At 70.1% G+C, this 25,032-nt stretch carries 22 protein-coding genes and 1 pseudogene; 11 read left to right on the top strand and 12 right to left on the bottom strand.

The genetic code is table 11. The features are described from left to right. The first annotated feature begins 150 nt into the window (after nucleotides 1-150). A complete protein-coding gene (metG, locus tag FHX80_RS13555) occupies nucleotides 151-1,764 on the top strand; it encodes a methionine--tRNA ligase (RefSeq protein WP_145764428.1) in 1,614 nt (537 codons plus the stop codon). 185 nt (nucleotides 1,765-1,949) lie between these two features. Here the strand turns inward: metG and FHX80_RS13560 are convergent, their stop codons facing one another. The 5 genes from FHX80_RS13560 to FHX80_RS13580 form a co-directional block, all read right to left on the bottom strand. Then, nucleotides 1,950-2,795, bottom strand: a complete 846-nt coding sequence (locus tag FHX80_RS13560) for a L,D-transpeptidase family protein (protein WP_145764429.1) — start codon at nucleotides 2,793-2,795, stop codon at nucleotides 1,950-1,952. Nucleotides 2,796-3,132: 337 nt separating this feature from the next. Continuing rightward, nucleotides 3,133-4,917: an aspartate--tRNA ligase gene (aspS, locus tag FHX80_RS13565; RefSeq protein ID WP_145764430.1), complete on the bottom strand. Its 1,785-nt coding sequence runs from the start codon at nucleotides 4,915-4,917 to the stop codon at nucleotides 3,133-3,135. A 198-nt stretch (nucleotides 4,918-5,115) separates the two neighbouring features. Then, the gene (locus FHX80_RS13570; protein ID WP_145764431.1) at nucleotides 5,116-6,249 is read right to left on the bottom strand and encodes an AI-2E family transporter; all 1,134 of its coding nucleotides are present in this window, start codon (nucleotides 6,247-6,249) and stop codon (nucleotides 5,116-5,118) included. A gap of 85 nt (nucleotides 6,250-6,334) precedes the next feature. Beyond that, a complete protein-coding gene (locus FHX80_RS13575) occupies nucleotides 6,335-7,291 on the bottom strand; it encodes a pirin family protein (protein ID WP_145764432.1) in 957 nt (318 codons plus the stop codon). Between the two features lie 163 nt (nucleotides 7,292-7,454). Further along, the gene (locus FHX80_RS13580) at nucleotides 7,455-7,895 is read right to left on the bottom strand and encodes an SseB family protein (protein WP_018522179.1); all 441 of its coding nucleotides are present in this window, start codon (nucleotides 7,893-7,895) and stop codon (nucleotides 7,455-7,457) included. Nucleotides 7,896-8,101: 206 nt separating this feature from the next. Between FHX80_RS13580 and FHX80_RS13585 the strand changes: the two genes are divergently transcribed. The 3 genes from FHX80_RS13585 (at nucleotide 8,102) to FHX80_RS13595 (ending at nucleotide 11,865) form a co-directional block, all read left to right on the top strand. Beyond that, nucleotides 8,102-9,928, top strand: coding sequence for an acyl-CoA dehydrogenase (locus FHX80_RS13585; protein WP_145764433.1), 1,827 nt, complete (start codon nucleotides 8,102-8,104; stop codon nucleotides 9,926-9,928). Between the two features lie 323 nt (nucleotides 9,929-10,251). After that, a complete protein-coding gene (locus FHX80_RS13590) occupies nucleotides 10,252-11,550 on the top strand; it encodes a M18 family aminopeptidase (protein WP_145764434.1) in 1,299 nt (432 codons plus the stop codon). Between the two features lie 99 nt (nucleotides 11,551-11,649). Further along, the gene (locus FHX80_RS13595; protein WP_145764435.1) at nucleotides 11,650-11,865 is read left to right on the top strand and encodes a DUF6458 family protein; all 216 of its coding nucleotides are present in this window, start codon (nucleotides 11,650-11,652) and stop codon (nucleotides 11,863-11,865) included. A 350-nt stretch (nucleotides 11,866-12,215) separates the two neighbouring features. On the opposite strand, the gene FHX80_RS13600 is transcribed toward FHX80_RS13595, so the two are convergent. Then, nucleotides 12,216-14,027: an NHL domain-containing thioredoxin family protein gene (locus FHX80_RS13600; RefSeq protein WP_145764436.1), complete on the bottom strand. Its 1,812-nt coding sequence runs from the start codon at nucleotides 14,025-14,027 to the stop codon at nucleotides 12,216-12,218. A gap of 64 nt (nucleotides 14,028-14,091) precedes the next feature. Between FHX80_RS13600 and FHX80_RS13605 the strand changes: the two genes are divergently transcribed. Then, nucleotides 14,092-14,583: an LURP-one-related/scramblase family protein gene (locus FHX80_RS13605; RefSeq protein ID WP_145764437.1), complete on the top strand. Its 492-nt coding sequence runs from the start codon at nucleotides 14,092-14,094 to the stop codon at nucleotides 14,581-14,583. Nucleotides 14,584-14,639: 56 nt separating this feature from the next. Here FHX80_RS13605 and FHX80_RS13610 read toward each other — a convergent pair whose 3' ends face one another. Then, on the bottom strand, nucleotides 14,640-15,440 hold the full coding sequence (locus FHX80_RS13610; RefSeq protein WP_145764438.1) for a carbon-nitrogen family hydrolase: 801 nt from the start codon (nucleotides 15,438-15,440) through the stop codon (nucleotides 14,640-14,642). A 178-nt stretch (nucleotides 15,441-15,618) separates the two neighbouring features. Here FHX80_RS13610 and FHX80_RS13615 point away from each other — a divergent pair, with 178 nt between their 5' ends. Then, nucleotides 15,619-16,443, top strand: coding sequence for a maleylpyruvate isomerase family mycothiol-dependent enzyme (locus tag FHX80_RS13615; RefSeq protein ID WP_145764439.1), 825 nt, complete (start codon nucleotides 15,619-15,621; stop codon nucleotides 16,441-16,443). Between the two features lie 107 nt (nucleotides 16,444-16,550). Here the strand turns inward: FHX80_RS13615 and FHX80_RS13620 are convergent, their stop codons facing one another. Both FHX80_RS13620 and FHX80_RS13625 read right to left on the bottom strand, forming a co-directional pair. Further along, complete coding sequence (locus FHX80_RS13620; RefSeq protein WP_145764440.1) at nucleotides 16,551-17,861, bottom strand: MFS transporter; 1,311 nt, start codon at nucleotides 17,859-17,861, stop codon at nucleotides 16,551-16,553. Beyond that, complete coding sequence (locus FHX80_RS13625) at nucleotides 17,858-18,532, bottom strand: GntR family transcriptional regulator (RefSeq protein ID WP_145764441.1); 675 nt, start codon at nucleotides 18,530-18,532, stop codon at nucleotides 17,858-17,860. The genes FHX80_RS13620 and FHX80_RS13625 overlap by 4 nt, the downstream gene beginning before the upstream one ends. Nucleotides 18,533-18,775: 243 nt before the next feature. Here FHX80_RS13625 and FHX80_RS13630 point away from each other — a divergent pair, with 243 nt between their 5' ends. Both FHX80_RS13630 and FHX80_RS13635 read left to right on the top strand, forming a co-directional pair. Then, nucleotides 18,776-19,675 carry a D-alanyl-D-alanine carboxypeptidase family protein gene (locus FHX80_RS13630; protein ID WP_145764442.1) on the top strand — a complete coding sequence of 300 codons (900 nt, stop codon included), beginning with the start codon at nucleotides 18,776-18,778 and terminating at the stop codon, nucleotides 19,673-19,675. Nucleotides 19,676-19,835: 160 nt separating this feature from the next. Then, nucleotides 19,836-20,270, top strand: a complete 435-nt coding sequence (locus tag FHX80_RS13635; protein WP_145764443.1) for a VOC family protein — start codon at nucleotides 19,836-19,838, stop codon at nucleotides 20,268-20,270. 74 nt (nucleotides 20,271-20,344) lie between these two features. On the opposite strand, the gene FHX80_RS13640 is transcribed toward FHX80_RS13635, so the two are convergent. Next, entirely contained in the window at nucleotides 20,345-21,211 is an 867-nt protein-coding gene (locus tag FHX80_RS13640) for an AraC family transcriptional regulator (RefSeq protein ID WP_145764444.1), read from the bottom strand. Nucleotides 21,212-21,557: 346 nt separating this feature from the next. On the opposite strand from FHX80_RS13640, the pseudogene FHX80_RS13645 reads away from it, so the two are divergent. After that, nucleotides 21,558-22,358, top strand: a pseudogene (locus tag FHX80_RS13645) (S1 family peptidase); the annotation flags it as partial. Beyond that, nucleotides 22,356-22,523, top strand: a complete 168-nt coding sequence (locus tag FHX80_RS36380; RefSeq protein WP_280118779.1) for an LAETG motif-containing sortase-dependent surface protein — start codon at nucleotides 22,356-22,358, stop codon at nucleotides 22,521-22,523. The pseudogene FHX80_RS13645 and the gene FHX80_RS36380, both read left to right, overlap by 3 nt. Nucleotides 22,524-22,652: 129 nt before the next feature. Here FHX80_RS36380 and FHX80_RS13650 read toward each other — a convergent pair whose 3' ends face one another. Next, entirely contained in the window at nucleotides 22,653-23,129 is a 477-nt protein-coding gene (locus tag FHX80_RS13650; RefSeq protein ID WP_145764446.1) for a nuclear transport factor 2 family protein, read from the bottom strand. A 325-nt stretch (nucleotides 23,130-23,454) separates the two neighbouring features. Between FHX80_RS13650 and FHX80_RS13655 the strand changes: the two genes are divergently transcribed. Beyond that, entirely contained in the window at nucleotides 23,455-24,012 is a 558-nt protein-coding gene (locus FHX80_RS13655) for a DUF1062 domain-containing protein (RefSeq protein ID WP_145764447.1), read from the top strand. A gap of 180 nt (nucleotides 24,013-24,192) precedes the next feature. Here FHX80_RS13655 and FHX80_RS13660 read toward each other — a convergent pair whose 3' ends face one another. Then, complete coding sequence (locus FHX80_RS13660; RefSeq protein ID WP_145764448.1) at nucleotides 24,193-24,957, bottom strand: alpha/beta hydrolase; 765 nt, start codon at nucleotides 24,955-24,957, stop codon at nucleotides 24,193-24,195. Nucleotides 24,958-25,032 lie beyond the last annotated feature (75 nt).

Here is a 25,032-nt window from a genome sequence, read left to right on the forward strand (position 1 = left end):
TCTCCGCGAAGCTCCCGGCGAAGCTCCCTCCGGGCCCCCTCGTGAAACTCTCCGGGAAAGTCTCCGCGAATCCCTCCATGAAAGTCTCCGTGCCCGGTGCCGGGTTTATCGGTGCGAGTGGATCTCCCACGGACCGTTAGGATTTCGCCCATGGCGGCCACTGGATCAGAGAAGCAGGGGGGCGAGGACGTGAAGAGTTTCTACGTCTCGACCCCCATTTACTACGTCAACGACGCTCCTCACCTGGGCCACGCCTACACGACCGTCGCAGGCGACGTGCTCACCCGCTGGCACCGCCAGCGCGGCGAGAAGGTGTGGTACCTCACCGGCACGGACGAGCACGGTCAGAAGATCATGCGCACGGCCGAGGCGAACGACGTCACTCCCCAGGAGTGGTGCGACAAGCTCGTCGAGGAGGCCTGGAAGCCCCTCTGGGAGCACCTCGGCATCGAGAACGACGACTTCATCCGTACGACGGAGAAGCGGCACACCGACCGTGTGCAGGAGTTCGTGCAGGACCTGTACGACAAGGACGAGATCTACAAGGGCGGGTACGAAGGCCCTTACTGCGTGGGCTGCGAGGAGTACAAGCTCCCCGGCGACCTCGTCGAGGACGAGAACGGCGTCAAGCTGTGCCCCGTCCACAAGAAGCCGGTGGAGATCCTCAAGGAGGAGAACTACTTCTTCAAGCTGAGCGAGTACGGCCCGAAGCTGCTGGAGTTCTACGCGGCCAACCCCGGCTTCATCCAGCCGGAGTCCGCGCGCAACGAGATCGTGAACTTCGTCAAGCAGGGGCTCCAGGACCTGTCGATCTCCCGCTCGACGTTCGACTGGGGCGTCCCGGTCCCGTGGGACGACAAGCACGTCATCTACGTGTGGGTAGACGCGCTGCTCAACTACGCGACGGCGGTCGGCTACGGCGCCAATCAGGAGAAGTTCGACGCTACGTTCCCGGCGAACGTGCACCTGATCGGCAAGGACATCCTGCGCTTCCACTCGGTGATCTGGCCCGCGATGCTGATGGCACAGGGCCTGCCGCTGCCCGGCAAGGTCGTCGCCAACGGCTGGCTGATGGTCGGCGGCGAGAAGATGTCCAAGTCGAACCTGACGGGCATCAAGCCGCAGGACCTGACCTCGCACTTCGGCGTGGACGCGTACCGCTGGTACTTCCTGCGGGCCATCGCGTACGGCAGCGACGGCTCGTTCTCCTGGGAGGACTTCACCGCCCGCTACACCTCCGAGCTCGCCAACGACTACGGCAACCTGGCCTCGCGCCTCGCGGCCATGGTCGGCAAGTACTACGGCGGCGTCCTCCCCGAGGCCACGGCCGCGGGCGAGGCCGAGCAGGCGGTGCGGGACGGGCTGGCGAAGGCCGTCACCACGGCCGACCTGAAGATCGGTGAGGAGCTTGACTTCCAGTCCGGCATCCTGGCGATCTTCGACTTCGTCAAGCAGGTCAACGGCTACATCACGGAGCAGGAGCCGTGGAAGGTCGCCAAGGACGAGTCGCCGGAGGGCCGGGCCCGCCTCGCGACGATCCTGTACACGGCCGCCGAGGCGCTGCGCGGTGTCGCGGTGCTGCTGAACCCGATCATGCCGGACACCTCGCAGAAGCTGTGGGAGTCCCTGGGCGCCGAGGAGTCCCTGGGCGCGCTGTCCGACCAGCGCGTGCAGGACGCCGCCACCTGGGGCCGGCTGGCGGCCGGTTCGACGGTGACGAAGGGCGCGGTGCTGTTCCCGCGCCTGGAGGAGAAGCCCGCGTAACGGCATGTACGTACGCGAGGAGGGCGGGACCGTGCTGACGGTCCCGCCCTTCTCGTGTGTCCGGTGCGCTTGCGTTCAGCGGGCCCCGTTCTTGGGCGGTTCGGTGTCCGGTTCGATGCCCACCGGGTCGGGCGGTCTCGAGGCCACGGTCCGCGGACCTGGCACGCAGCGACTTCAGCCGCTGTTCAGCCGCTCAGGTACGCGACGTCCCCCATCACGACGACGGGGTCCTTGGCCGGGTCGAGCAGGCCCAGCAGCTCTCTCATCCGGTCGTAGGTGATCGAGACACAGCCCTGGGTGGGGCCGCCGTGGTCGACGTGGATCCAGATGCCGCCGCCGCGTTCCGTGCCGAGGGGGCGGGTGTGGTCCAGCGGGGAGGTGCCGGGGAGGCGGTTGTAGTCGATGGCGATGACGTAGTCGAAGGAACCCTCCAACGGCTCCCCCTGGAAGCCCTCGCCCTCCACCTTGAAGTCCGGGTTCAGGTCGTACGGGAACACCGTGGCCGGGGGATCGAGCCGGCCGCCCGCCGATGTCAGCGTGAAGACGCCGACGGGGGTGCGGAGATCGCCCTCCCAGTGCTCGGCCGTCCAGCCGTTCAGGGCGTTGTGGGCGGGCCAGGGTGCCGCGGCCGCCCGCCAGTCCGCGGCGGGGCCGTCCCGGGTGTAGAGCACGGCGGTGGCCAGGCTGGAGTCCGGGGAATCGCCGGTGACGACGAACGCCTGGCGGGTGCCGACCGGGATCTCGGCCCTGGTCCGCGGGCCCAGCCCCGGAATCTCCCGCGGCGGGGTGGGCGACGGTCCGGGCGGTACGGCGGCGGGCCCGGCGGGCGACGACTCCGACGAGGGCTGCGCGGGGGACGGCGCACCGGACCCCGGTGGGCCGGGAACCTCGGGGGCGCCCGCGGCCTTCGTGCGCGCACCGCTCCCGCCCGTACCGAAGCCGCCCGTTCCGCATCCGGCCAGCAGCAGGACGAGGACGGCGCAGACGACATACGGGAGCCGCAGAGGAACGCTCGAACGGGGCACGGACACGGGGGGCTCCTCAGCAGTCGTCGGCGGAAGCCGTGGGGCTTTGCGGGCCCGCCCTGGGGTCCGCTGTGCCGATGTCGGCCCAGGCAGTCTTTGCCGCAGCCGGGTCCGGCCAATCCGGCGCCGGGGCCATCCGGCTGTACCCGTCCAGGTGATTCATGCACTTGTATGCGCGCGGCCCGCGCGTTCCCGGGTGACTCGCGTGCATCCAGACCGGGCGGGACGCACGCACGACGGGAACGCGGAACAGCCCCCGGCCGGTGGCCAGGGGCTGTTTCACGTGAAACCCGGTGCGGGTTGGTCGGGCTGCTTCTCCGGTCGGACTGCTTCTCCGGCCGGGCTACTTCTCCGCGGCGTCCTTCGCGGACGCGACCGGCTTGCGGAGCTGGATGTTCAGCTCGCGCAGCCGGGTCTCGTCCAGCACCGTCGGCGCGCCCATCATCAGGTCCTGGGCGTTGCCGTTCAGCGGGAAGGCGATCGTCTCGCGGATGTTGGGCTCGTCGGCCAGCAGCATCACGATGCGGTCGACACCCGGGGCGATGCCACCGTGCGGCGGGGCACCGAGGCGGAAGGCGCGGAGCATGCCCGCGAATTCCTGCTCGACGGTCTCGCGGTCGTAACCGGCGATCTCGAAGGCCTTGAGCATGAGCTCGGGCTCGTGGTTACGGATGGCGCCGGAGGACAGCTCGATGCCGTTGCAGACGATGTCGTACTGCCAGGCGAGGATGTCCAGCGGGTCCTTCTCCTCAAGGTCCTTCAGGCCGCCCTGGGGCATCGAGAAGGGGTTGTGCGAGAAGTCGATCTTCCCGGTGTCCTCGTCCTTCTCGTACATCGGGAAGTCGACGATCCAGCAGAACCGGAAGACGCCCTCCTCGAAGTGGCCGGCGCGCTTGGCGGCCTCGACGCGGACGACCGACATGATCTTGGAGACCTCGTCGAACTCGCCGGCGCCGAAGAACACGGCGTGGCCGGGGACGAGCGAGAGCCGCTCGGTGAGGGTCTTGACGTCCGTCTCGGTGAGGAACTTGGCGATGGGGCCCGCCAGCTTGCCGTCCTCGCCGACGCGGACCCAGGCGAGGCCCTTGGCGCCGTGCTCGACGGCGTAGTCACCGAGGCCGTCGAAGAACTTCCGGGACTGGCCCGCGGTGTCCGGCACCGGGAGGGCGCGGACGTGCTTGCCGGCGAAGGCCTTGAACTCCGAGTCCGCGAAGACGTCGGAGATGTCCACGAGCTCCAGCTTGGCGCGCAGGTCCGGCTTGTCGTTGCCGTACTTCAGCATCGACTCGCGGAACGGGATGCGCGGGAAGGGCGAGGTGACGTGGCGGCCGTTGCCGAACTCCTCGAAGAGCTCGGTCATGAGCTTCTCGATCGGGCGGAAGACGTCCTCCTGCTCGACGAAGGACATCTCGACGTCGAGCTGGTAGAACTCGCCGGGCGACCGGTCGGCGCGGGCGTCCTCGTCACGGAAGCACGGCGCGATCTGGAAGTAGCGGTCGAAGCCGGAGATCATCAGCAGCTGCTTGAACTGCTGAGGGGCCTGCGGCAGCGCGTAGAACTTGCCCGGGTTCAGCCGGGACGGGACGACGAAGTCACGGGCGCCCTCGGGAGAGGTCGCGGTGAGGATCGGCGTCGCCATCTCGTTGAAGCCGAGGGCGACCATCTTGGAGCGGATCGAGGCGATGACGGAGGAGCGCAGCATGATGTTGCGGTGCATGCGCTCGCGGCGCAGGTCGAGGAAGCGGTACTCCAGGCGCCGCTCCTCGTTGACCCCGTCCTCGGCGTTGATCGTGAAGGGCAGCGGGGCGGACTCGCCCAGCACCTCGACCTCGGTGACCTCGATCTCGATCTCGCCGGTCGGGAGCTCCGGGTTGACGTTGTCGGCGCCGCGGGCGGAGACCTTGCCGTCGATCCGTACGACGGTCTCCTTGGTGAGCTTCGCCAGGGCGTCGTTGCCGGGGGTGCCGGGGCGGGCGACGAGCTGCACCAGACCGTAGTGGTCGCGCAGATCGATGAAGAGGATGCCACCCAGGTCTCGGCGATTGTGCAGCCAGCCGCTCAGCCGGACGTCGGTGCCGACGTCAGAGGCGCGGAGCTCGCCGCAGGTGTGGGACCTGTACCGATGCATCGTCGTTCATCCAGTCTTCGCGGTTGGGGGCGGATACAGCCACCCCAGGCTACCGCCCGCGACCGGACCCTTTCATTGCCATTGTCTCCAGCGGGATCGCCGGTGGGCCCGAGCCGGGTCCGAGCCTGCCCGAGCCGGGTCCGCGGCGGGCCGCCTCGGGGGCGATCGGGCCGTGCGCGGTACGAGCGGGTTCCGCCCTCAGGCGCCTGACGGGCTGGGTGGTGCGCCGGGGGACGCGTCCGGGGTGGGGGGCACCGGGTCGGGGGTCGCCGGGTCCGGGGGGTCCGGTGGGGGCAGGTGGCCCTTGCGGAGTTCGCCGAGGATGCCGAAGGCCGCCGCGCACACCGGGACCGCGAGCAGCATCCCCAGCAGGCCCGCCACGCTCGCGCCCGCCGTCAGCGCGATCAGGATCGTGGCCGGGTGCATCTGGACCGTACGGCTCTGGATCAACGGCTGAAGGATGTGGCCCTCCAGCACCTGTACGGCGAGCACCACCCCGAGCGCCCAGAGCGCGATCACCAGCCCCCGGTCCGCGAGCGCCACCAGCACCGCGACGGTGCCCGAGATGAAGGCCCCCAGGTACGGGATGTAGGCGCCGACCAGGACCAGCGCGCCCAGCCCCACCGCACCGGGCACCTTCAGGATCAGCAGGCCGACCGTGATGCAGGCCGCGTCGATGAGCGCGATGAACGTCGTGCCGCGCATGAAGCCCTCGACGGCCTCGAACGCCCGCCGGCCCATCGCCTCGACCAGGTCGCCGGTGCCGCGCGGGGCGATGGAGTGCGCGAGTTTCACGCCCCGGTCGGAGTCGCGCAGGAAGAAGAAGGTCAGCAGGAGCGCGAGCACGCTCGTGGCGATGAGCGAACCGACCAGGCTGAGGCCGCTCAGGAGCCCGCCCGCGGCGCTCGCGCCGAACTTCCCGACGAGCTGCTTCGCATTGGCGGCCAGGTCGTCCACATTGGTGTTGCCCGCCACCCCGAAGTGGTCGACGACCCAATGACCGGCGTCCTTCAGCGACCGGACGATCTGGTCGCCGGTGTCGATGAGCGCGGAGACGACGATGTATCCGGCGCCGCCGACCACCGCGACGAGGAGGGCGCAGGTCAGCCCGGCCGCCAGCGAACGGTTCACCCCGTGCGCGGTCATCCACCGGTGGACCGGACCGAGCAGCGCCGTACCGAGCAGCGCGAGCATGACGGGGGTGACGGCGGTCTTGAGGGCGACGCACAGCCAGACGACCAGGGCGGCGACACCGGCGACCAGCAGGACAACACCGCACCAGGCGGCCAGGCGCCGTGCGCCAAGGGGCAGGAGGGGCTTCTGGGTCTGCACCCCCTCACCCGATCACGCGGCGGGTGCGCTGTCCCCGCCCGGGCCGCCGTACGAGTGACGAACCGTCATACGGCGGCGGCGAGGCTCACATTCCGTGGACGGCGGGCACGGTGCCGAGGCGGCCGGCCTGGAAGTCCTCGAAGGCCTGCTTCAGTTCGGCCTGGCTGTTCATCACGAACGGCCCGTAGTGAGCCATCGGCTCCCGGATGGGACGCCCGCCGAGGAGGACGACCTCCAGCTCCGGGGTGTTGCCGTCCTGCCGCTCGTCCGCGCGGACGGTCAGCGAGGAGCCGGCGCCGAAGACGGCGGTCTGGCCCATGTGGACGGGCCGGCGCTCCTCACCCACGGTGCCGCGGCCCGCGAGCACGTACGCGAGGCCGTTGAAGTCCTCGCGCCACGGCAGGGTCACCTCGGCGCCGGGGCGCACGGTGGCGTGGATCATCGTGATGGGGGTGTGGGTGACACCCGGGCCCTCGTGGCCGTCGAGCTCGCCCGCGATCACGCGGAGCAGCGCGCCGCCGTCCGGGGAGGCGAGGAGCTGGACCTGGCCGCCGCGGATGTCCTGGTAGCGCGGGGCCATCATCTTGTCGGCCTTGGGCAGGTTCACCCAGAGCTGGAGGCCGTGGAAGAGGCCGCCCGACATGACGAGCGACTCCGGCGGCGCCTCGATGTGGAGCAGCCCGGAACCGGCCGTCATCCACTGGGTGTCGCCGTTCTGGATGGTGCCGCCGCCACCGTTGGAGTCCTGGTGAACGAAGGTGCCGTCGATCAGGTAGGTGACGGTCTCGAAGCCGCGGTGCGGGTGCCAGGGGGTGCCCTTGGGCTCGCCGGCCGCGTACTCCACCTCGCCCATCTGGTCCATCATGATGAACGGGTCGAGGTGCTTGTAGTTGATCCCCGCGAATGCGCGGCGCACGGGGAATCCCTCGCCCTCGAACCCGCTGGGCGCCGTGGTCACGGCGAGCACGGGACGGGCCACGGCATCGCCCGAGGCGGCGACCTTGGGCAGGGTCAGCGGGTTTTCGACGGTTACTGCGGGCATGGAAGCCACCTCCGGGGATTGTCCTGAAACCAATTTAGTTGAATGGTGAACATCTAGCAAGGCGTCTTCCATTCCCGCACCGTCCACGACAGCGCGAAGGGGCCCGTACCGCCCGGCGTCGCTCGGCGGTACGGGCCCCTTCCCGAGGGGCGGGGGTCGACGGTCAGCCGTACATACGGCGCATCGCGAAGTCGACCATCTGCTCCACGGCCTTGGCGTCGAAGACCATGCGGTGCTCGCCCTCCATGTCCAGGACGAAGCCGTAGCCGGTGGGCAGCAGGTCGATCACCTCGGCCCCGGTGATCACGAAGTACTTGGACTCCTTGCCCGCGTAGAGCCGCAGCTCCTTGAGCGTGGTGAACATCGGGATCACCGGCTGCTGGGTGTTGTGCAGCGCGAGGAAGCCCGGATTGTCGCCGCGCGGGCAGTAGACCTTCGACGTCGCGAAGATCTGCTGGAAGTCCTCGGCGGCCAGCGAGCCGGTCGTGAAGGCCCGTACCGCGTCGCCCAGCGAGGGCGGCGAGGGTTCGGGGTACAGCGGCTGCTCGCCGTAGCCGCCACCCATCGGCTGCTGTGCGCCCTGATTCTGGTCGTAGCCGTACATGAGGCAAAGAGTAATCGGCCACATCTCCCCCTTGAGGGGTTGCGCCTTATTACTGACGGGTAGCATCATCGGAGAGGTCAGCTGATACGTCCGGGCCCCGCCAGATCCCCGGCCGCGCGGCAGACCGGTATCCGCGAGCCCGTCGCCCGATCCTCACCTCTCCACGGGGCGCTGCGCGCCACTGCTATTGATTACGGAGCCTTCCCATGGGGCACTACAAGTCGAATCTCCGCGACATCGAGTTCAACCTCTTCGAGGTCCTCGGGCGCGACAAGCTGTACGGCACCGGACCGTTCGCGGAGATGGACGTCGAGACCGCGAAGAGCATCCTCGACGAGGTCGCCCGCCTCGCGGAGAACGAGCTCGCCGACTCCTACGCCGACGCCGACCGCAACCCCCCGGTCTTCGACCCGGAGACCAACACCGCACCGGTACCGGACAGCTTCAAGAAGTCCTACCAGGCCTTCATGGACTCCGAGTACTGGCGCCTGGGCCTCCCCGAGGAGATCGGCGGCACGACCTCCCCACGCTCCCTGATCTGGGGTTACGCGGAGCTGCTGCTCGGCGCGAACCCGGCCGTGTGGATGTACTCCTCCGGCCCGGCCTTCGCCGGCATCCTCTTCGACGAGGGCAACGAGGCGCAGAAGAAGATCGCCGAGATCGCCGTCGAGAAGCAGTGGGGCTCGACGATGGTGCTGACCGAGCCGGACGCCGGTTCCGACGTCGGCGCGGGCCGCACGAAGGCCGTCGAGCAGGCGGACGGCTCCTGGCACATCGAGGGCGTGAAGCGCTTCATCACCTCGGGTGAGCACGACATGTCCGAGAACATCATTCACTACGTGCTGGCCCGCCCCGAGGGCGCGGGACCGGGCACCAAGGGCCTCTCGCTCTTCATGGTCCCGAAGTTCCACTTCGACTGGACCACCGGCGAACTGTCCGAGCGCAACGGCGTGTACGCGACGAACGTCGAGCACAAGATGGGCCTCAAGGCTTCCAACACCTGCGAGATGACGTTCGGCGACCAGCACCCCGCCAAGGGCTGGCTGATCGGCGACAAGCACGACGGCATCCGCCAGATGTTCCGCATCATCGAGTTCGCCCGCATGATGGTCGGCACGAAGGCCATCGCGGCGCTCTCGACGGGTTACCTGAACGCGCTGGAGTACGCCAAGGAGCGCGTCCAGGGAACCGACCTGTCGCAGTTCATGGACAAGACCGCCCCCAAGGTCACCATCACGCACCACCCCGACGTGCGCCGCTCGCTCATGACGCAGAAGGCGTACGCCGAGGGCATGCGCTCCCTCGTGCTGTACACCGCCTCCGTGCAGGACGCGATCCAGGAGAGCGAGGCCGCGGGCGAGGACGCGAAGGCGCTGCACGGCCTCAACGACCTGCTGCTCCCGATCGTGAAGGGCTACGGCTCGGAGAAGTCGTACGAGCAGCTGGCACAGTCGCTCCAGACGTTCGGCGGCTCCGGGTACCTCCAGGAGTACCCGATCGAGCAGTACATCCGTGACGCCAAGATCGACACGCTGTACGAGGGCACGACGGCCATCCAGGGCCAGGACTTCTTCTTCCGGAAGATCGTCCGCGACCAGGGCGCCTCGCTCAACACGCTCTCCGAGGAGATCAAGAAGTTCCTCGCGGGCGCCCAGGGCAACGAGGAGCTGTCCGGCGCGCTGGACTCGCTCGCCAAGGCCGCCGTGGACCTGGAGGCGATCGTCGGCACGATGATCACCGACCTCACCGCGACCGGCGAGGACGTGAAGAACATCTACAAGGTGGGCCTGAACACCACCCGCCTGCTGCTGGCCTCCGGCGATGTCGTCGTCGGCTACCTGCTGCTCAAGGGCGCGGCCGTGGCCGTCGAGAAGCTGCCGACCGCTGCCGCGAAGGACGTCGCCTTCTACCGGGGCAAGATCGCCGCCGCGAAGTTCTTCGCCGCGAACGTCCTGCCGGGCGTCGGGGCCGAGCGCGCGCTCGCCGAGTCCGTCGACAACTCCCTGATGGAGCTGGACGAGGCCGCGTTCTAGGCTTCCGCGACCGAGATCGTCGACGGCACCGTCACCCGGACACGTTTCCGGGTGACGGTGCCGGCGTATCCGGCCGGGTACGCCGGCGGCAGGACCCGGAACCCCGTCCACGGGAGAAACCCTCGCGCTCCGGGGCACTGCCCGGCTCGCTGCGTCGACGGGCTGTGGCAGCGGTGTGACACGGCTATCGTCCGGGCGTCGCCGCGGACGGCATGCCGCCGCCCCGGGCGCCGGTGCGGCCCCGGGTTCCGTTCATGGGCAGGGCGCGGGCGACGGGGGACGACGGTGAATTCTCCGGGACGCGCCTGGTTAAAGTGAAGAACATGAGCTCTTCCCCCCGCTTCGACCGCGGGCACACCGACGATCTGATGGCCTTCCTGATGGCCTGCCCCTCCCCGTACCACGCCGTGGCGACCGCCGCGTCGAGGCTGGAGAAGGCCGGTTTCCGGCAGGTCGAGGAGACGGCGGCCTGGGACGGGTCCAGCGGCGGGAAGTACGTCCTGCGCGGCGGCGCGATCGTGGCCTGGTACGTGCCCGAGGGCGCCGGGGCCAGCACCCCGTTCCGGATCGTCGGGGCGCACACCGACTCGCCGAACCTGCGCGTGAAGCCGATGCCCGACACGGGCGCGCACGGCTGGCGGCAGATCGCCGTGGAGGTCTACGGCGGCACGCTCCTCAACACCTGGCTGGACCGCGACCTCGGCCTCGCCGGGCGGATCTCGCTGCGCGACGGGACGCACCGGCTGGTCAACATCGACCGGGCGCTGCTGCGCGTCCCCCAGCTGGCCGTGCACCTGGACCGGTCGGCCAACCCGGACGGCCTCAAGCTCGACCGCCAGAAGCACATGCAGCCGATCTGGGGCCTCGGGGACGTGGCGGAGGGCGACCTCATCCGCTTCGTCGCCGATGAGGCGGGCGTCGACGCCGAGGACATCACCGGCTGGGACCTGATGCCGCACCCCGTCGAGGCACCCTCCTACCTGGGCCGCGACCGCGAGCTGGTGGCCGGGCCCCGGATGGACAACCTGCTCTCGGTGCACGCGGCCGTCGCGGCGCTCGCCGCCGTCGCCGGACAGCCCGACGCGGAGATCCCGTACATCCCGGTGCTGGCCGCCTTCGACCACGAGGAGAACGGCTCGCAGTCCGACACCGGCGCGGACGGGCCGCTGCTCGGCACGGTCCTGGAGCGTTCGGTGTTCGCCCGCGGCGGTACGTACGAGGACCGCGCCCGTGCCTTCGCCGGCACCGTCTGCCTCTCCTCCGACACCGGCCACGCGATCCACCCCAACTACGCCGAGCGGCACGACCCGACGCACCACCCGGTCATCAACGGCGGACCGATCCTCAAGGTCAACGTCAACATGCGGTACGCGACCGACGGCAGCGGCCGGGCCGTGTTCGCGTCGGCGTGCGAGAAGGCGGGCGTGCCGTGGCAGCTGTTCGTCTCCAACAACTCGATGCCGTGCGGCACCACGATCGGCCCGATCACCGCCGCCCGGCACGGCATCCAGACCATCGACATCGGTGTGGCCATCCTGTCGATGCACAGCGCCCGTGAACTGTGCGGCTCCGACGATCCGCACCTGCTGGCGACCGCACTGGCCTCGTTCCTCGCGGGCTGACCCCGACGCCAACCGCCACCGCACGCATGGTCGTTGCCGGGCCGGGTACCCGCCCCGTACACGGCCCGGAGCTTCCGGGCCGTCGAGGAGGCGGAACTCATGGGACTCGGAGGATGCTTCATTCTCATCGGCGTGGGGGCGATACTCGCGTTCGCGACCGACTGGAAGATGGACAGCGTCAACGTCGACATGGTCGGCTGGATCATGATGATCGTCGGCGTCATCGGCGTCTTCGTCTACGCGAGCGTCATGCGGCGCCGCCGCATGGTTGTGCCCCCCACCACAGTGGTTTCCCCGGACGAACGCCAGCTGTGATCCGGCCGGGCGCGCCCGCCGGACCGGGCGCGCCCCCTCCCCGCCCGCCGGGGAGGCCGGATGTTCTGGGCCCTTGCCCGTGACCCGGCACCGGGCGCGTCACGCCCGGAAGGGGAGCCGCTCGTGGAGTTCTGGCTGCTCGGCACCGTCTGCGTCGACACGCTGACCGGGCCGCTTCTCCCCGGCCCCGCCAAACGCCGCAGCCTGCTCGCCGCCCTGCTGCTGCGCGCGAGCAGGCGGTGCAACGGCTCACCGACGACGGGTGAGTCCCGGCGGGGCGCACGATGCGGCCGTCGTCGTCGGCGCCGACGACGGCCGAGCCGCCTGCTCTTCCTCCCGCGAGGCCGCTGTCAGCCCTGTTCGTCCATCCCGGCGAGCACGAGCGGCAGCCGGGGCGTGCCCTGTGCACTGACGTGGACGGGGACGCCCCAGTCCTGTTGGTGGACATGGCAGGCCGGGTACTCGTTCGCGGGATCGTCGTCACAGGACGCGGCCATCGCCGAGACGTGCAGGACGCCCTCGGTCACCCCGTCCGCGAGGACCAGGTCGCGGAACAGGTCGGTGCCCGCTCCGTCGCCCCCGGCCAGCAGCTCCGGCGGGGTCGAGGAGACCAGCAGCCGGGTCGAGGGCCCGTACCGGGTGTCCAGCTTCTGCCCGGCGGGCGCCTGGAAGACGACGTCGAGCCGGAGCGTGCCGGGGGCGATCTCGGTGGCGACGCGCTGGGTGCGGTGCGACTGTTCCGCGACGCGTACCGCCTCCTCGGGCAGCCGCAGCCGGGTCAGCCGGTGCCCGGCGGACTCGACGACCACGAGATCGCCGTCGACCAGCACCGCGTCGCTGGGTTCGCGCAGATCCGTGGCGAGCGTGGTGACCTCACCGCTCGCCGGGTCGTAGCGGCGCAGGGCGTGGTTGTACGTGTCGCAGACGGCGACGGATCCGTCGGGCAGTGCGGTGACGCCCAGCGGGTGCTGGAGCAGTGCCTGAGCGGCGGCACCGTCGCGGTGGCCGAAGTCGAAGAGTCCGGTGCCGACGACGGTGTGGACGGCGCCCTCCCGGTCGACGTAGCGCAGCGCGGACGTCTCCGAGTCGGCGACCCAGAGCCGGTCCTCGGTCGCGGCGAGCCCGGACGGCTGGGCGAACCAGGCCTCCTCGCCCGGACCGTCGACCAGCCCCTCGTTCGTCGTGCCTGCCGCGACCCGCACGGTGCCGTTCGCGGGGTCGTACGTCCACAGCTGGTGCACGCCCGCCATGGCGATCCAGAGCCTGCCGTCGAACCAGGCGACGTCCCACGGCGAGGAGAGGTTCACCTCGCGGCCCGCGCCGCTGGTCGGCGCCCCCTGCCACCACTGGCTGCCGCTGCCGGCGAGGGTGGTCGTCGCACCGGTCGTGAGGTCGAGCGCGCGAAGGGCGTGGTTCACCGTGTCGGCGACGGCGATCCGCCCGTCGGGCAGCACCGCCAGCCCCTGCGGCTCGCTGAACCGGACCTCTTCGGGCCCGCCGTCCGCGAACCCGCGGTCGCCGGTGCCGAAGTGGCGGCGGACGGTCTCGCCGTCCGCTTCCAGCTCGACCAGCCGGTGGCGGGTGGTGTCGGAGACCAGGAAGCCGCCGTCGGCCAGCAGCAGCGCCTTCCCGGGGAACCGCAGGTGCGTCGCCACGGGCTCGGGCGCCACGTACGGCCCGTCGCCGCGTCGCAGGGTGCCCTTGGCCGTGTGCTCGGCCTCCAGCTCCTCGACGAGCTTCTCGATGGCGTGGGCGTGGCCCTCGCCGGCGTGCTGGGCGACGACATAGCCCTCGGGGTCGACGACGACGAGCGTCGGCCAGGCGCGTACGGCGTACTGCTTCCAGGTCGCGAGCTCGGGGTCGTCCAGCACCGGGTGGTGCACCTCGTACCGCTCGACGGCGTCGACGACGGCCTGGTGCTCCGCCTCATGGACGAACTTCGGCGAGTGCACGCCGATGATCACCACGGTGTCGCGGTGCTTCTCCTCCAGCTCGCGCAGCTCATCGAGGACATGCAGACAGTTCACGCAGCAGAACGTCCAAAAATCCAAGATCACGATACGTCCCCGCAGGTCAGCGAGGGTGTACTGCTGGTCGCCTGTATTGAGCCAGCCGCCCTTGCCGATCAGTTCGGGGGCCCTGACGCGCGCACGTGTTGCCATGTGAACAGTCAACATCACCGTGGCGTCCACGCATTCCACAGGTGCCTCGGGGAACCTGTGAGCCATGAGACTTCTTGTGCGTGAGCGGCTGTTCGGCATCGGCGACGACTACTGGATCGAGGATGCGGACGGGCGCAAGGTCTTCCTCGTCGACGGCAAGGCCATGCGGGTGCGTGAAACCTTCGAGCTGAAGGACGCGCAGGGCCGGATCCTCGTAGAGATCCGGCAGAAACTGATCAGCCTGCGCGACACGATGCTCATCGAGCGGGACGGCGAGCAGCTGGCCAAGATCAAGCGGAAGCGCCTTTCACTGCTGCGCAACCACTACCGGGTGACGCTGGTGGACGGCACCGAGCTCGACGTCAGCGGCAAGATCCTGGACCGCGAGTTCGCGGTGGAGTACGACGGGGAGCTGCTGGCCCAGATCTCGCGCCGCTGGCTGACCGTCCGGGACACGTACGGGATCGATGTCGTGCGGGAGGACGCCGACACGGCGCTGCTGATCGCGGTGGCGGTGTGCGTCATCGTGCTCGCGGAGAAGGAGCACGAGCACTGAGCGGCGGCGGTGCCTGTTTCACGTGAAACAGGCACCGCGCGGACGATGGTGCGCGGCTATCCGAGGACGGCCGGCGGCACGAGTCCCAGCCGGCGGTCCTTGAGGGCCGGGAACTGTTCCCGGGTGGTGGCGACCCGGCCCGGGTCGAACTCCACGCTCAGCACCTCCTCGTCCGCGCCCGCCTCGGCGAGCACCTCGCCCCAGGGGTCGACGACGATGCTGTGCCCGGCCTGCTGGATTCCGGCGTGGGTGCCCGCGGAGCCGACGGCCAGGACGTAGGCCTGGTTCTCGACGGCCCGCGCCTGCGCGAGCAGTGTCCAGTGGGCGCGGCGGCGCTCGGGCCAGCCCGCGGCGACGACCAGGGTCTCGGCGCCCGCGTCGACCAGCCCGCGGAACATCTCCGGGAAGCGCAGGTCGTAGCAGGTGGCGAGGCCGAGCGTGGTCTGCGGCAGGGCGAGCGTGACCAGTTCGTCGCCGGCGCCCATCATGACCGCCTCGCCCTTGTCGAAGCCGAAGCGGTGGATCTTGCGGTACACGGCGGCCCGCTCGCCCTCGGGGTTGAAGACGAGCGTGGTGTTGTAGAGCGCGCCGTCCTCGGCCCGTTCGACGAAGGAGCCGGCGTGCAGCCAGACCCCGGCGTCGGCGGCGGCCTTGGCCATCACCTCGTGCGTGGGGCCGCACAGCGGTTCGGCCTCGTCCTCGAACGCCGTGTAGGCGAAGGCTCCGACCGGCCAGAGCTCGGGCAGGACCACCAGATCCGCACCTCGCTGGGCCGCGACCAGCGAGGCCGCTCGCCCCCTGCGGGAATTGACGGATTCGTCCGGGTCTACTGCGATCTGGATGAGAGAGGCGCGCACACTACCACCGTCCTGGCATCTGAGCCGTCAACACGGGCCTACGATCGTCACACGAAAGCACTGCCGGGGTGCCTGCTCGCAGCGTAACTTGGACCGACCGAACCTCATTGCAGCTCGCAGCCCGCCATCCGCGCCCAGTTCTCCAGCCCATGCACCGCAGAACCGCACGAGGGGTCACGTGACCGTCCATCCCAGCCTCCAGACCTACACCGACGCCTGGACCCACTCCATCGAGTCGATAGCCGAGCTGGTGAACCCGCTCACCGAGGGCGAGTGGAACGGCCGTACTCCATGCCCCAACTGGTCGGTGCGCGACATCGTGTCGCACATCATCGGCATGGAGTGCGAACAGCTCGGCGACCCGCGCCCGATCCACACACTGCCGCGCGATCTCTACCACGTGCAGAACGACTTCGCCCGCTACATGGAGATGCAGGTCGACGTACGGCGTCACCACACCGCACCGGAGATGACCTCCGAGCTGGAGTACACGATCATCCGCAGGTCCCGTCAGCTGCGCAACGAGACGCGGGACCCGGAGACCATGACGCGCGCGCCGCTCGGCGCCGAGCAGACCCTGGAACTGGCGCTGCGGATGCGCGCCTTCGACGTCTGGGTGCACGAGCAGGATCTGCGTACGACGCTGGGCAAGCCCGGCAACCTGGACTCCCCTGGTGCCGCGATCGTCCGGGACACACTGCTGGCCGCGCTGCCGAAGGTGGTCGCGAAGGACGCGGGCGCACCGCCCAACTCGGCGGTCGTGCTGGATGTGCACGGGCCGGTGGAGTTCCTGCGCACCGTCCGGGTCGACGCGGAGGGCCGCGGTTCGGTGGACGGTTCGCCGTCCCTGGGTCCCGCGGTGACGCTGGCGATGGACTGGGAGACGTACGTCCGGCTGGCCTGCGGCCGGGTGCGGGCGAGCGCGGTCATGGACCGGATCAAGGCCGAGGGCGACCAGGACCTGGCGGCCGCCATCCTGCAGAACTTCGCCGTCACCCCGTAGTCACGGCAATCGGCGTGCCCGCCCCGCAGGGGGGACGGGCGCGCCGCCGTGTCCGGGCACAGGGACGGGGACAGCGGCAGGGACGGGAACGGGCACAGCGGCAGGGGCTACGCCGGTACGTGCACGGCCTCCACGCGGCTGATCACATGGTGCTCGCGCTCCCGGTGCGCGGCCCTGGCCCGCAGCCGCAGGATCTGTACGACCCCGAGCGTCTCCAGGACGAAGACCGAGGCGAACGCGACGCGGTAGTTGTCGCCGGTCGCGTCCAGCAGCACCCCGACGGCGAACAGCGTGCTCATCGACGCGACGAAGCCGCCCATGTTGACGATGCCCGACGCGGTGCCCTGGCGCTCCGGCGGGTTGGCCGGGCGGGCGAAGTCGAAGCCGATCATCGACGCGGGCCCGCAGGCGCCGAGCACCACGCACAGGGTGACCAGCAGCCACATCGGCGCATGGTCCCCGGGGTGCAGGATGGCCGACGCCCACAGCAGCGCCGTCATCGCGACCGTGCCCAGCACGAGCGGGATACGGGCCGCGTGGTGGCGGGCGATGATCTGCCCGTAGACGAGGCCGACGGCCATGTTGGACAGCACCACCAGGGTGAGCAGTTCTCCCGCGGTCCCCCGGCTCAGCCCCTGCGCCTCCACCAGGAACGGCATCCCCCACAGCAGCAGGAACACCATGGCCGGGAACTGCGTGGTGAAGTGCACCCACATGCCGAGCCGGGTGCCGGGTTCCCGCCAGGCGGTGGCGATCTGCTTGCGCACGTACGCCCCGCCGGCGTGCTCGACGGGCGGCGGCTCGTACCCCTCGGGGTGGTCCTTCAGGAAGAGCAGCAGCAGGACCAGCACCACGACCCCGGCCAGCGAGCTGCCGACGAAGGTGGTGGTCCAGCCGAGGCCGTGCAGGGACCGGGCGATCACCAGCGTCGAGACGAGGTTGCCCGCCATCCCGAAGAGCGCGGCGACCTGCCCGATCAGCGGGCCGCGCCGGGCCGGGAACCAGCGCGCCCCCAGCCGCAGCACGCTGATGAACGTCATCGCGTCGCCGCAGCCCAGCAGGGCGCGGGAGGCCAGTGCGGCACCGTAGGAGGGGGAGAGCGCGAAGCCGAGCTGTCCGAGGGTGAACAGGATGGCGCCGATGGTGAGGACCTTCTTGGTGCCCAGCCGGTCCACCATCAGGCCGACGGGTATCTGCATGCCCGCGTAGACGAGCAGCTGAAGGATGGAGAAGGTGGAGAGCGCCGAGGCGTTGACGTCGAACCGGTCGGCGGCGTCGAGTCCGGCGACGCCCAGGCTGGTGCGGAAGATGATGGCGACGAAGTAGACGGCGACACCGACGCCCCAGACCCGGGCGGCACGCCGGCCGCCGGGCGGATCGCCGGGCAGGGAAAGGGTGGGGGCGGCGGCCGAACTCACCGGTCCTCACCCCTGACCAGCACCTTGACCCGGCTCACATGACGGCGCACGACGTGTGCGGCGCCCTCCGCGTCACCGGCCCTGATCGCCTCCAGCAGCTCGCCGTGCTCGGTGATGTTGGCGGAGATCCTGCCGGGGTGGGCCTCCATGACGGCGACGCCCATCCGCAGCTGCCGGTCGCGCAGCTGGTCGTAGAGGCGGGACAGGATCTCGTTGCCGGCGTGCCGGACGATCTCGGCGTGGAAGCAGCGGTCCTTCACGGAAACGGCGGCCAGATCACCGGCCTCCGACATCTGCCGCTGCTCCTCCAGCAGCTCCTCCAGCCGGGCGATCAGCTTCGCCGAAGCGGGCACGGCCCGGCGCACGGCGAACTCCTCGACGAGCAGCCGGGTCTCCACGACGTCCGCGATCTCCTGCGCGGAGACGGCGAGCACCAGGGCGCCCTTCTTCGGGTAGAGCTTGATCAGCCCCTCCACCTCCAGCCGCAGCAGCGCCTCGCGCACGGGCGTGCGGGAGACCCCCACGGCGTCCGCGAGATCGCCCTCGGTGAGGAGCGTCCCGCCCTCGTACCGGCGGTCCAGGACCGCTTCCTTGATGTGGGTGTAGACGCGCTCGGCGGCGGGGGGCCGCTTCACGGGCGGACGGACGGGGGACGGGGCTGGAGCAGGCATGTGCACAGCTTAGATACAACATGCACGCATGACGGACCCGTTCCACGATGCGGACGCACACCTCCGGCGCACGCTCCCGCGCGCGCCCCTCGCGCGCACCGCACCCCACATCCGGAATCCGCGCCCCCGAATGTCGTGGAAAATCACCCCTCACGGGCCACAACCATTCACCGGCCTGATAAGTCTCATCAGCGCGCGGCACCCTCATGTGGCCGCATTCCAGGGGCATTTGGAGCGTTCAACTTGAATATCGGCATTAAGGGCATAAGGCGTGTATCGGCCACTGCCACGGTCGCTCTCACCGCAGGTGCCGTCATCGCGGGTGGCGCGTTCGCCTCCCAGGCCCAGGCCGCCGCGCCGAAGCCGCCCACGATCGTCGCCAAGGGCGGCTTCGTGATGAACGACGGTACCGGGAAGACCCTCTTCACCAAGGCCGCGGACACCCGCCGGTCCACCGGTTCCACCACCAAGATCATGACCGCCCGGGTGGTGCTGGCCGAGAAGGGCCTCAACCTGGATTCGAAGGTCACGATCCAGAAGGCGTACAGCGACTACATCGTCTCCAAGGGCGCGTCCTCGGCCCGCCTCATCGTGGGCGACAAGGTCACGGTCCGCCAGCTGATGTACGGCCTGATGCTGCCGTCCGGCTGCGACGCCGCGTACGCCCTGGCCGACAAGTTCGGCTCCGGCTCGACGCGCGCGGCCCGGGTGAAGTCGTTCATCGGCAAGATGAACAGCACCGCGAAGACCCTCGGCCTGAAGAACACCCACTTCGACTCGTTCGACGGCATAGGGAACGGGACCAACTACTCGACCCCGCGCGATCTGACGAAGCTCGCGAGCAGCGCGATGAAGTACTCCACCTTCCGCACCGTCGTGAAGACCCAGTCGACGAAGCAGAAGGTCACGACGAAGAGCGGTGGCTACCGCTACATGTCGTGGACCAACACCAACAAGCTGCTGGGCACCTACAGCGGCGCGATCGGTGTGAAGACCGGCTCCGGCCCGGCGGCCAAGTACTGCCTGGTCTTCGCCGCGACCCGCAACGGCAAGACGGTCATCGGTACCGTCCTGACGGCCACGTCCGAGACCACCCGGACCGCGGACGCGAAGAAGCTCATGGACTACGGCTTCAAGAGCTAGCCCGCACGGGCGACTCGAAGAAGCGGCACCGCTCACCGCGGTCAACGACGGGCCCGGCACACGTCACCACGTGCGCCGGGCCCGTCGACGTCCGGGCCGCCGGTCGCGGAGGCCGTTTCCGACCGGACGGCTGTCAGAGGCACGCACTACGGTTCCCCCCATGGCAGCCAGAATCGACCTGACGCTCGATTGCGCGGACGCACAGACCCTCGCCGTCTTCTGGAAGACGGCCCTCGGCTATGTCGACGAGCCGCCGCCGGCTCCCTTCACCACCCGCGAGGAGTGGTTCGCGTCCTTCGACCTGCCGGAGGACGACCACATCGACGACAGCGCGTGGCTCTGCGATCCCGACGGCGCCGGCCCCCGTCTGTCCATCCTCAAGGTCCCCGAGCCCAAGACGGCGAAGAACCGGCTCCACATGGACGTCCGAGTGCCGGGCCACGGCACTCCCGAGGAACGATGGGCGCGGATCAGGGCGGAGTCCGAACGCCTGGTGCGCGCGGGCGGCACCGCCCTGGAGGTGTTCGACGGGCACCACGTTCTGATGGCGGACCCGGAGGGCAACGAGTTCTGCGTCGCCGCCGGCCGTGCCTGACGGCCCCGCCGGGGCCTGACTCAGCCTGACTCCGCACATCCGCCCGGAGTAACCGACCACGGCCGGTCACCCGCTCACTCACGCACGCGCTCCACCGGAATCCACACCTCCGCCTCCGCGTGCGTGCCGTCCTCGGACACGCGTGTACGCGAGAGCGACGGACCGGGCCGGCCGCGGTACGGGTTCGACGGGAACCACTGCGTGTACACGTCCCGCCAGAGGTACTGGACCGCCGACGGGAACTCGCCCGAGGACTCGAACACCGCCCACGTACCCGGCTCGGCATCGAGGCTGTCCGAGGCCCCGGGCACCTCCGCGTCGCTCACCACCCCGTGGAAGTAGCCGATTTCGGTGCCCTCCGCGTCATCCGCGGAGTGGTCGCTGACGGCGGCGAGGACACCTTCGGGCTCTCCGTTCGCATACGCCTCCCAACTGTCCAGCGTCTCCCTGCCGATGCTTCTGACGAACTCCACGATGGCCGGGTTCATCCCCTCGTGGACCAGCGGGACCCGCGTCCCCCTGCCCACGAGCCTGAACCCGTCCTTCTCCACCACTCGGTAGCGCATGCCGCTCTTCCCTTCGACGATCAGCCGGAAGGACATCCGGGGCTGGGAGTGCAGCGCCGCACCCGTCCGCCGCGCCTCGCCGGGGCCGACCCCGTGCATGGCGCGGAAGGCACGCGCGAAGGCCTCGCCCGAGCCGTACCCGTACCGCACCGCGACATCGAGCAGCGTCCGCTCCCCGGCGAGCACCTCGGCCCCGGCGAGCGTCAGCCGTCGGCGGCGGACGTACTCGGAGAGCGGGATGCCCGCCAACGCGGAGAACATCCGCCGGAAGTGGTACTCCGACGTCATGGCGATACGGGCCGGCTCGGCCACGTCGATGGGCTCACCGAGGTGGTCCTCGATGTGGTCCATCGCCTGATTCAGCCGCTCCAGCACTCCTGGCCGTCCTTCCCTCAGTGGTCTCCACGCTAGGGAAGTCCCACCGCGCCGGACCCGACATCCTGTGCCCGCCGCGGTCGGGTCGGCCCGCCGCCCATGGGTACCTACGTCGTCCGGTCCGCAGACCGGCAGCCACGGCCGGCTCCTCTCGGGGCCGACATCGCCGGGGGCATTCGCCGCCTCGGCCGTTCCTCGTCGTGGCCGCGCTCCCGGCCCAGGGGTTTCCCCCGTACAGAGAGGGGGGCTGGCCACAGCATCGACCGGCCTGTTGCCCGGATGGTCCGCGGGGCGGCGAACAACGAGGCTGAATGCAGACAAATCCACCGAACAAAAAGGGCCTTCTGTGTTCAGCTTCAAGCCGCCGCGCCGCCACGCCGCCCGCACCGCTGCCGTCGGCGCTCTCGCCGCCGCGGCCTGCGCGACCTTCATGGCCGGCAACGCCGGGGCCATCGTCAACGGGTCGGACTCCACCGAGAGCTACCCGTTCATGGCGACCATTCCGGAGTCGGCCCCGACGCTGGGTCTGAAGGACGGGACCTGTGGGGCGTCGCTGATCGATGAGCAGTGGGTGCTGACGGCGGCCCACTGTGTGAAGGGCGAAGGCCTTGAGCTGGACGGCATCGTGCGCGTCGGCAGCGACCACCGCAAGTCCGGCGGCACCGTTCGGAAGATCGACCGGACCTTCGTCCACCCCGACTATGTGAACGGCGACGGCAAGGCCGCCAACAAGAACGACATGGCGCTGATACGCCTGGACCGCCCGGTCGCCGGGAAACCCATCAAGATCGCCGAGCAGGCCGGGCAGCCCGGCACGCCGACCCGGCTTCTGGGCTTCGGCACCACCGCCGACACCGAGCTCAAGTTCCCGGACCGGCTGCAGGAGCTGAACACCCGCAGGGGCGCCGAATCCGAGTGCGCGCCCGGCTACGCGGACCGGACCCGACTGTGCACGATCACCACGGTGCCCAAGGCCATGGCGTGCTTCGGGGACTCCGGCGGGCCGCAGGTCCACAAGGGCCGGGACGGCCGCTGGGAGCTGATCGGCGTCACCTCGGGGCCCGGCGCCCCCAAGGTGCCGTGCTCGCAGGGTCCTGGCCTCTACACCAGCGCGCCCGCCTACGCGGGCTGGATCGACAGGACCATGAAGGCCAACAGCGCCCCGCCGGCCGCGGCCAAGGGCTCCGGTCTCGCCGAGACCGGCACGAACGACAACACCGCGGCGATCGCCGGTGTGGCCGCCGCCCTGCTCGTCGCCGGTGGCGGCACCGCCGTCGCGGTGCGCCGCCGCAAGGCCCGCCGCACCGCCTGAGTCACAGGTCCTCCCTTTCCCCGTACGCGATCTGCGTCAGGGGTCCGTCGATCGCCGGCCTGCCCGCGGGGCGAAATCCGGCGGGCAGGTGCATCAGGAGGGGCATCCCCCTCCTGATCGCGGACGGCGTCATGCCCCCGACCGGGCGAGGTCCGCGCTCGGGCCTTCCGCCTCGAAGCCCCGAGCCACCGCCAGGCTGTCCTCGTAGACGTGGTGCCGGGTGACCAGTCCGTGTTCGACCGTGAGGTGCAGGGCGAACCGTGCGCGGTAGGCACGTCCGGTGGACCGGGCGGTCTGCCGGATCTCGCCGAGCACGACCGCGTCGTCGCCGTCCACGAGGACGCGCTCGATCTCGGTGGCCGCGGCCCCGGGCACGTGGTGCTCGGCGAGCTCGCGGTAGTGGGCGGCGGCCTCGGCGCGGGTGGAGCGGTGGCGGATCCACGGCGTGGCGGTGCGGCCGTGTTCGGCCTCCGGCCAGTCCAGCTTCCAGTCGACCCGCTCGGCGTACAGCTCGGCGATGCGCTCGGGGTCTCCTTCGCCGATCCGGCGCAGCAACTCCTGCACGGCGGCGCGGGTTGTCACGGGCGTGGGCGCGGTAACTTCCATGTCCAGTCCTCCAGTTCAGAACCCGCCCCTGCCGGTGCGGCGATCACCATTCTTGCCGCGGTCCGCAGCCCACGGCTATTACCTCCCGGGTAGGCGCGGCCCCACGGTGAGGCCCTGAAAACCACTGGAACCGGGCCCCCGCGCACGGTTACCGTGCTGCCGATCCATGTCAGCACCGCATCCGTGCTGCCGATCCACGTCGTCTACGCAAGGGCGTTCCGTTGTACACCGTTTGAGACCTCCCGAGTGCTGATCTGTCGCGCGTCGCACCTGTGTGCCGCGCTGCTTTTTGCTGCGGACTTCTCACTGAAACCGGTGTACCTCTGTGCTCAACAACTGGGTCGTCATGCCCACTTGCCTGCCACTCGTCCTCCGCCGTTGCCACACGTGCGCGTCCGAGAGCTTCCGGGCGAACGGCAAGTTCCGCGTCAACGCGAACCACAAGCTGCTCGACGCCTGGCTCCTCGCCCTCTGCACCGCTTGCGGGGAAACCACGAAGCTCACGGTCCTGGAGCGGACCCATGTGCGCTCCGTACGGCCTGAGTTGCTGGACCGGATGCACGACAACGACCCCGGCCTGGCGGCCGAGCTGCTCCAGGATCCGGTGCTGCGACGCCGTAATCGCATCGCTCTCGACTGGGACAACGCCTGGCGCCTCGACACCGGCGGACCGGATCACCCGGACCGCGAGGTGGTCGACGTCATCGACGTCTCGGTCCGCTTCGCGGCGCGGATTCCTGTCCGGCCGGCGCGACTGATCGCTGAGGGTTGCGGTCTTTCGCGGGCGGAGGTCGGGAGACTGATCGCGGAGGGGAAGCTCGTTTCGGCGAGCCGGCTGACCGGCAGGCTCTCCGGCGACTTCACCTTCCTGCTCAAACGCTGAGCCCTTCCCGGGACCAGGCGCCTGTCCGGCGGGATCCCGCCGGACAGGCGGCACCAGCGGACGCGGGCGGAGCGCTGCCCGGGCCTGTGGACGCGCGCCAGGGTTCCTGGATACGCGGCCTCGGCCCGGGCCGCGGTGGCGGCGCCCGATGGGCGGACCGGACGCCGCTACCGCTCACCTTCAGGCCGGCAAGGTGACCGCCCGGCCGAAGTGCCGGGCGAAGAAGTGGACCGCGCTGTCCGCCTCGAACCTGGGCAGCTCACCCTGCTTGCCCGCGTTGGCGTGCAACGTCTTCTCCTTCGAGGCGAAGGCGTCGAACAGTGCGAGACCGGCCTCGCGCGGGATGTGCTCGTCGTCCCACTGCATGGCGAACTCGATGGGGATGGTGATCTGCTTCGCCTTCTCGGCCAGGTCGTCGGGCCAGTGCAGTCCGAAGACCGCGGCAGTGATCCTGGGCTCGACCGCCACGAGCGGCACTCCGATCGCGGTGCCCATGCGGACGCCGAAGAAGCCGACCTGCCCGTCGGTGCCGATCTCCGGAAGTTCCTGGAGCGCGTCCAGAGTCGCCTGCCACTCGGGCACGACGAGTTCCGCCACATGTGCGTTGTGGCGCAGGACGATCGGGCCCACCGGTTCGCCCGCGGCCCTCGCCCCGGCCAGTGCGAGCTTCTCCCGCTCGTCACGCGCGGTGCGCGGCCGGTCGCCGTGACCGGGCGCGTCGATGACGGCGACATGGAAGCCGCAGCCGGTCACGAGACGGTGGGCGCGGCCCGTCATCGCCGGGTGCTTCTTGTGCTTGCCGCCGTCGTGGGCCAACAGGATCAGGGGCGCGCGGTCGGCGCCGGGGGCCGGCGACCAGAGAACGCCGGGGACCTCGCCCACGGCGAAGTCCCGCTGGACCATGCCGTTCGACGACGACTCAGCGGTGAAATGGAGAGAGTTCATGGCTGTTGCCTTTCGGGAGTGCCTTGTTGTCGAGGCGCTCCCGGCGACACCTACGTCAGTCGCCCGACCGTGACG

It is taken from the genome of Streptomyces brevispora, assembly GCF_007829885.1.
In the GTDB taxonomy this organism is placed as follows: Bacteria; Actinomycetota; Actinomycetes; order Streptomycetales; family Streptomycetaceae; genus Streptomyces; species Streptomyces brevispora.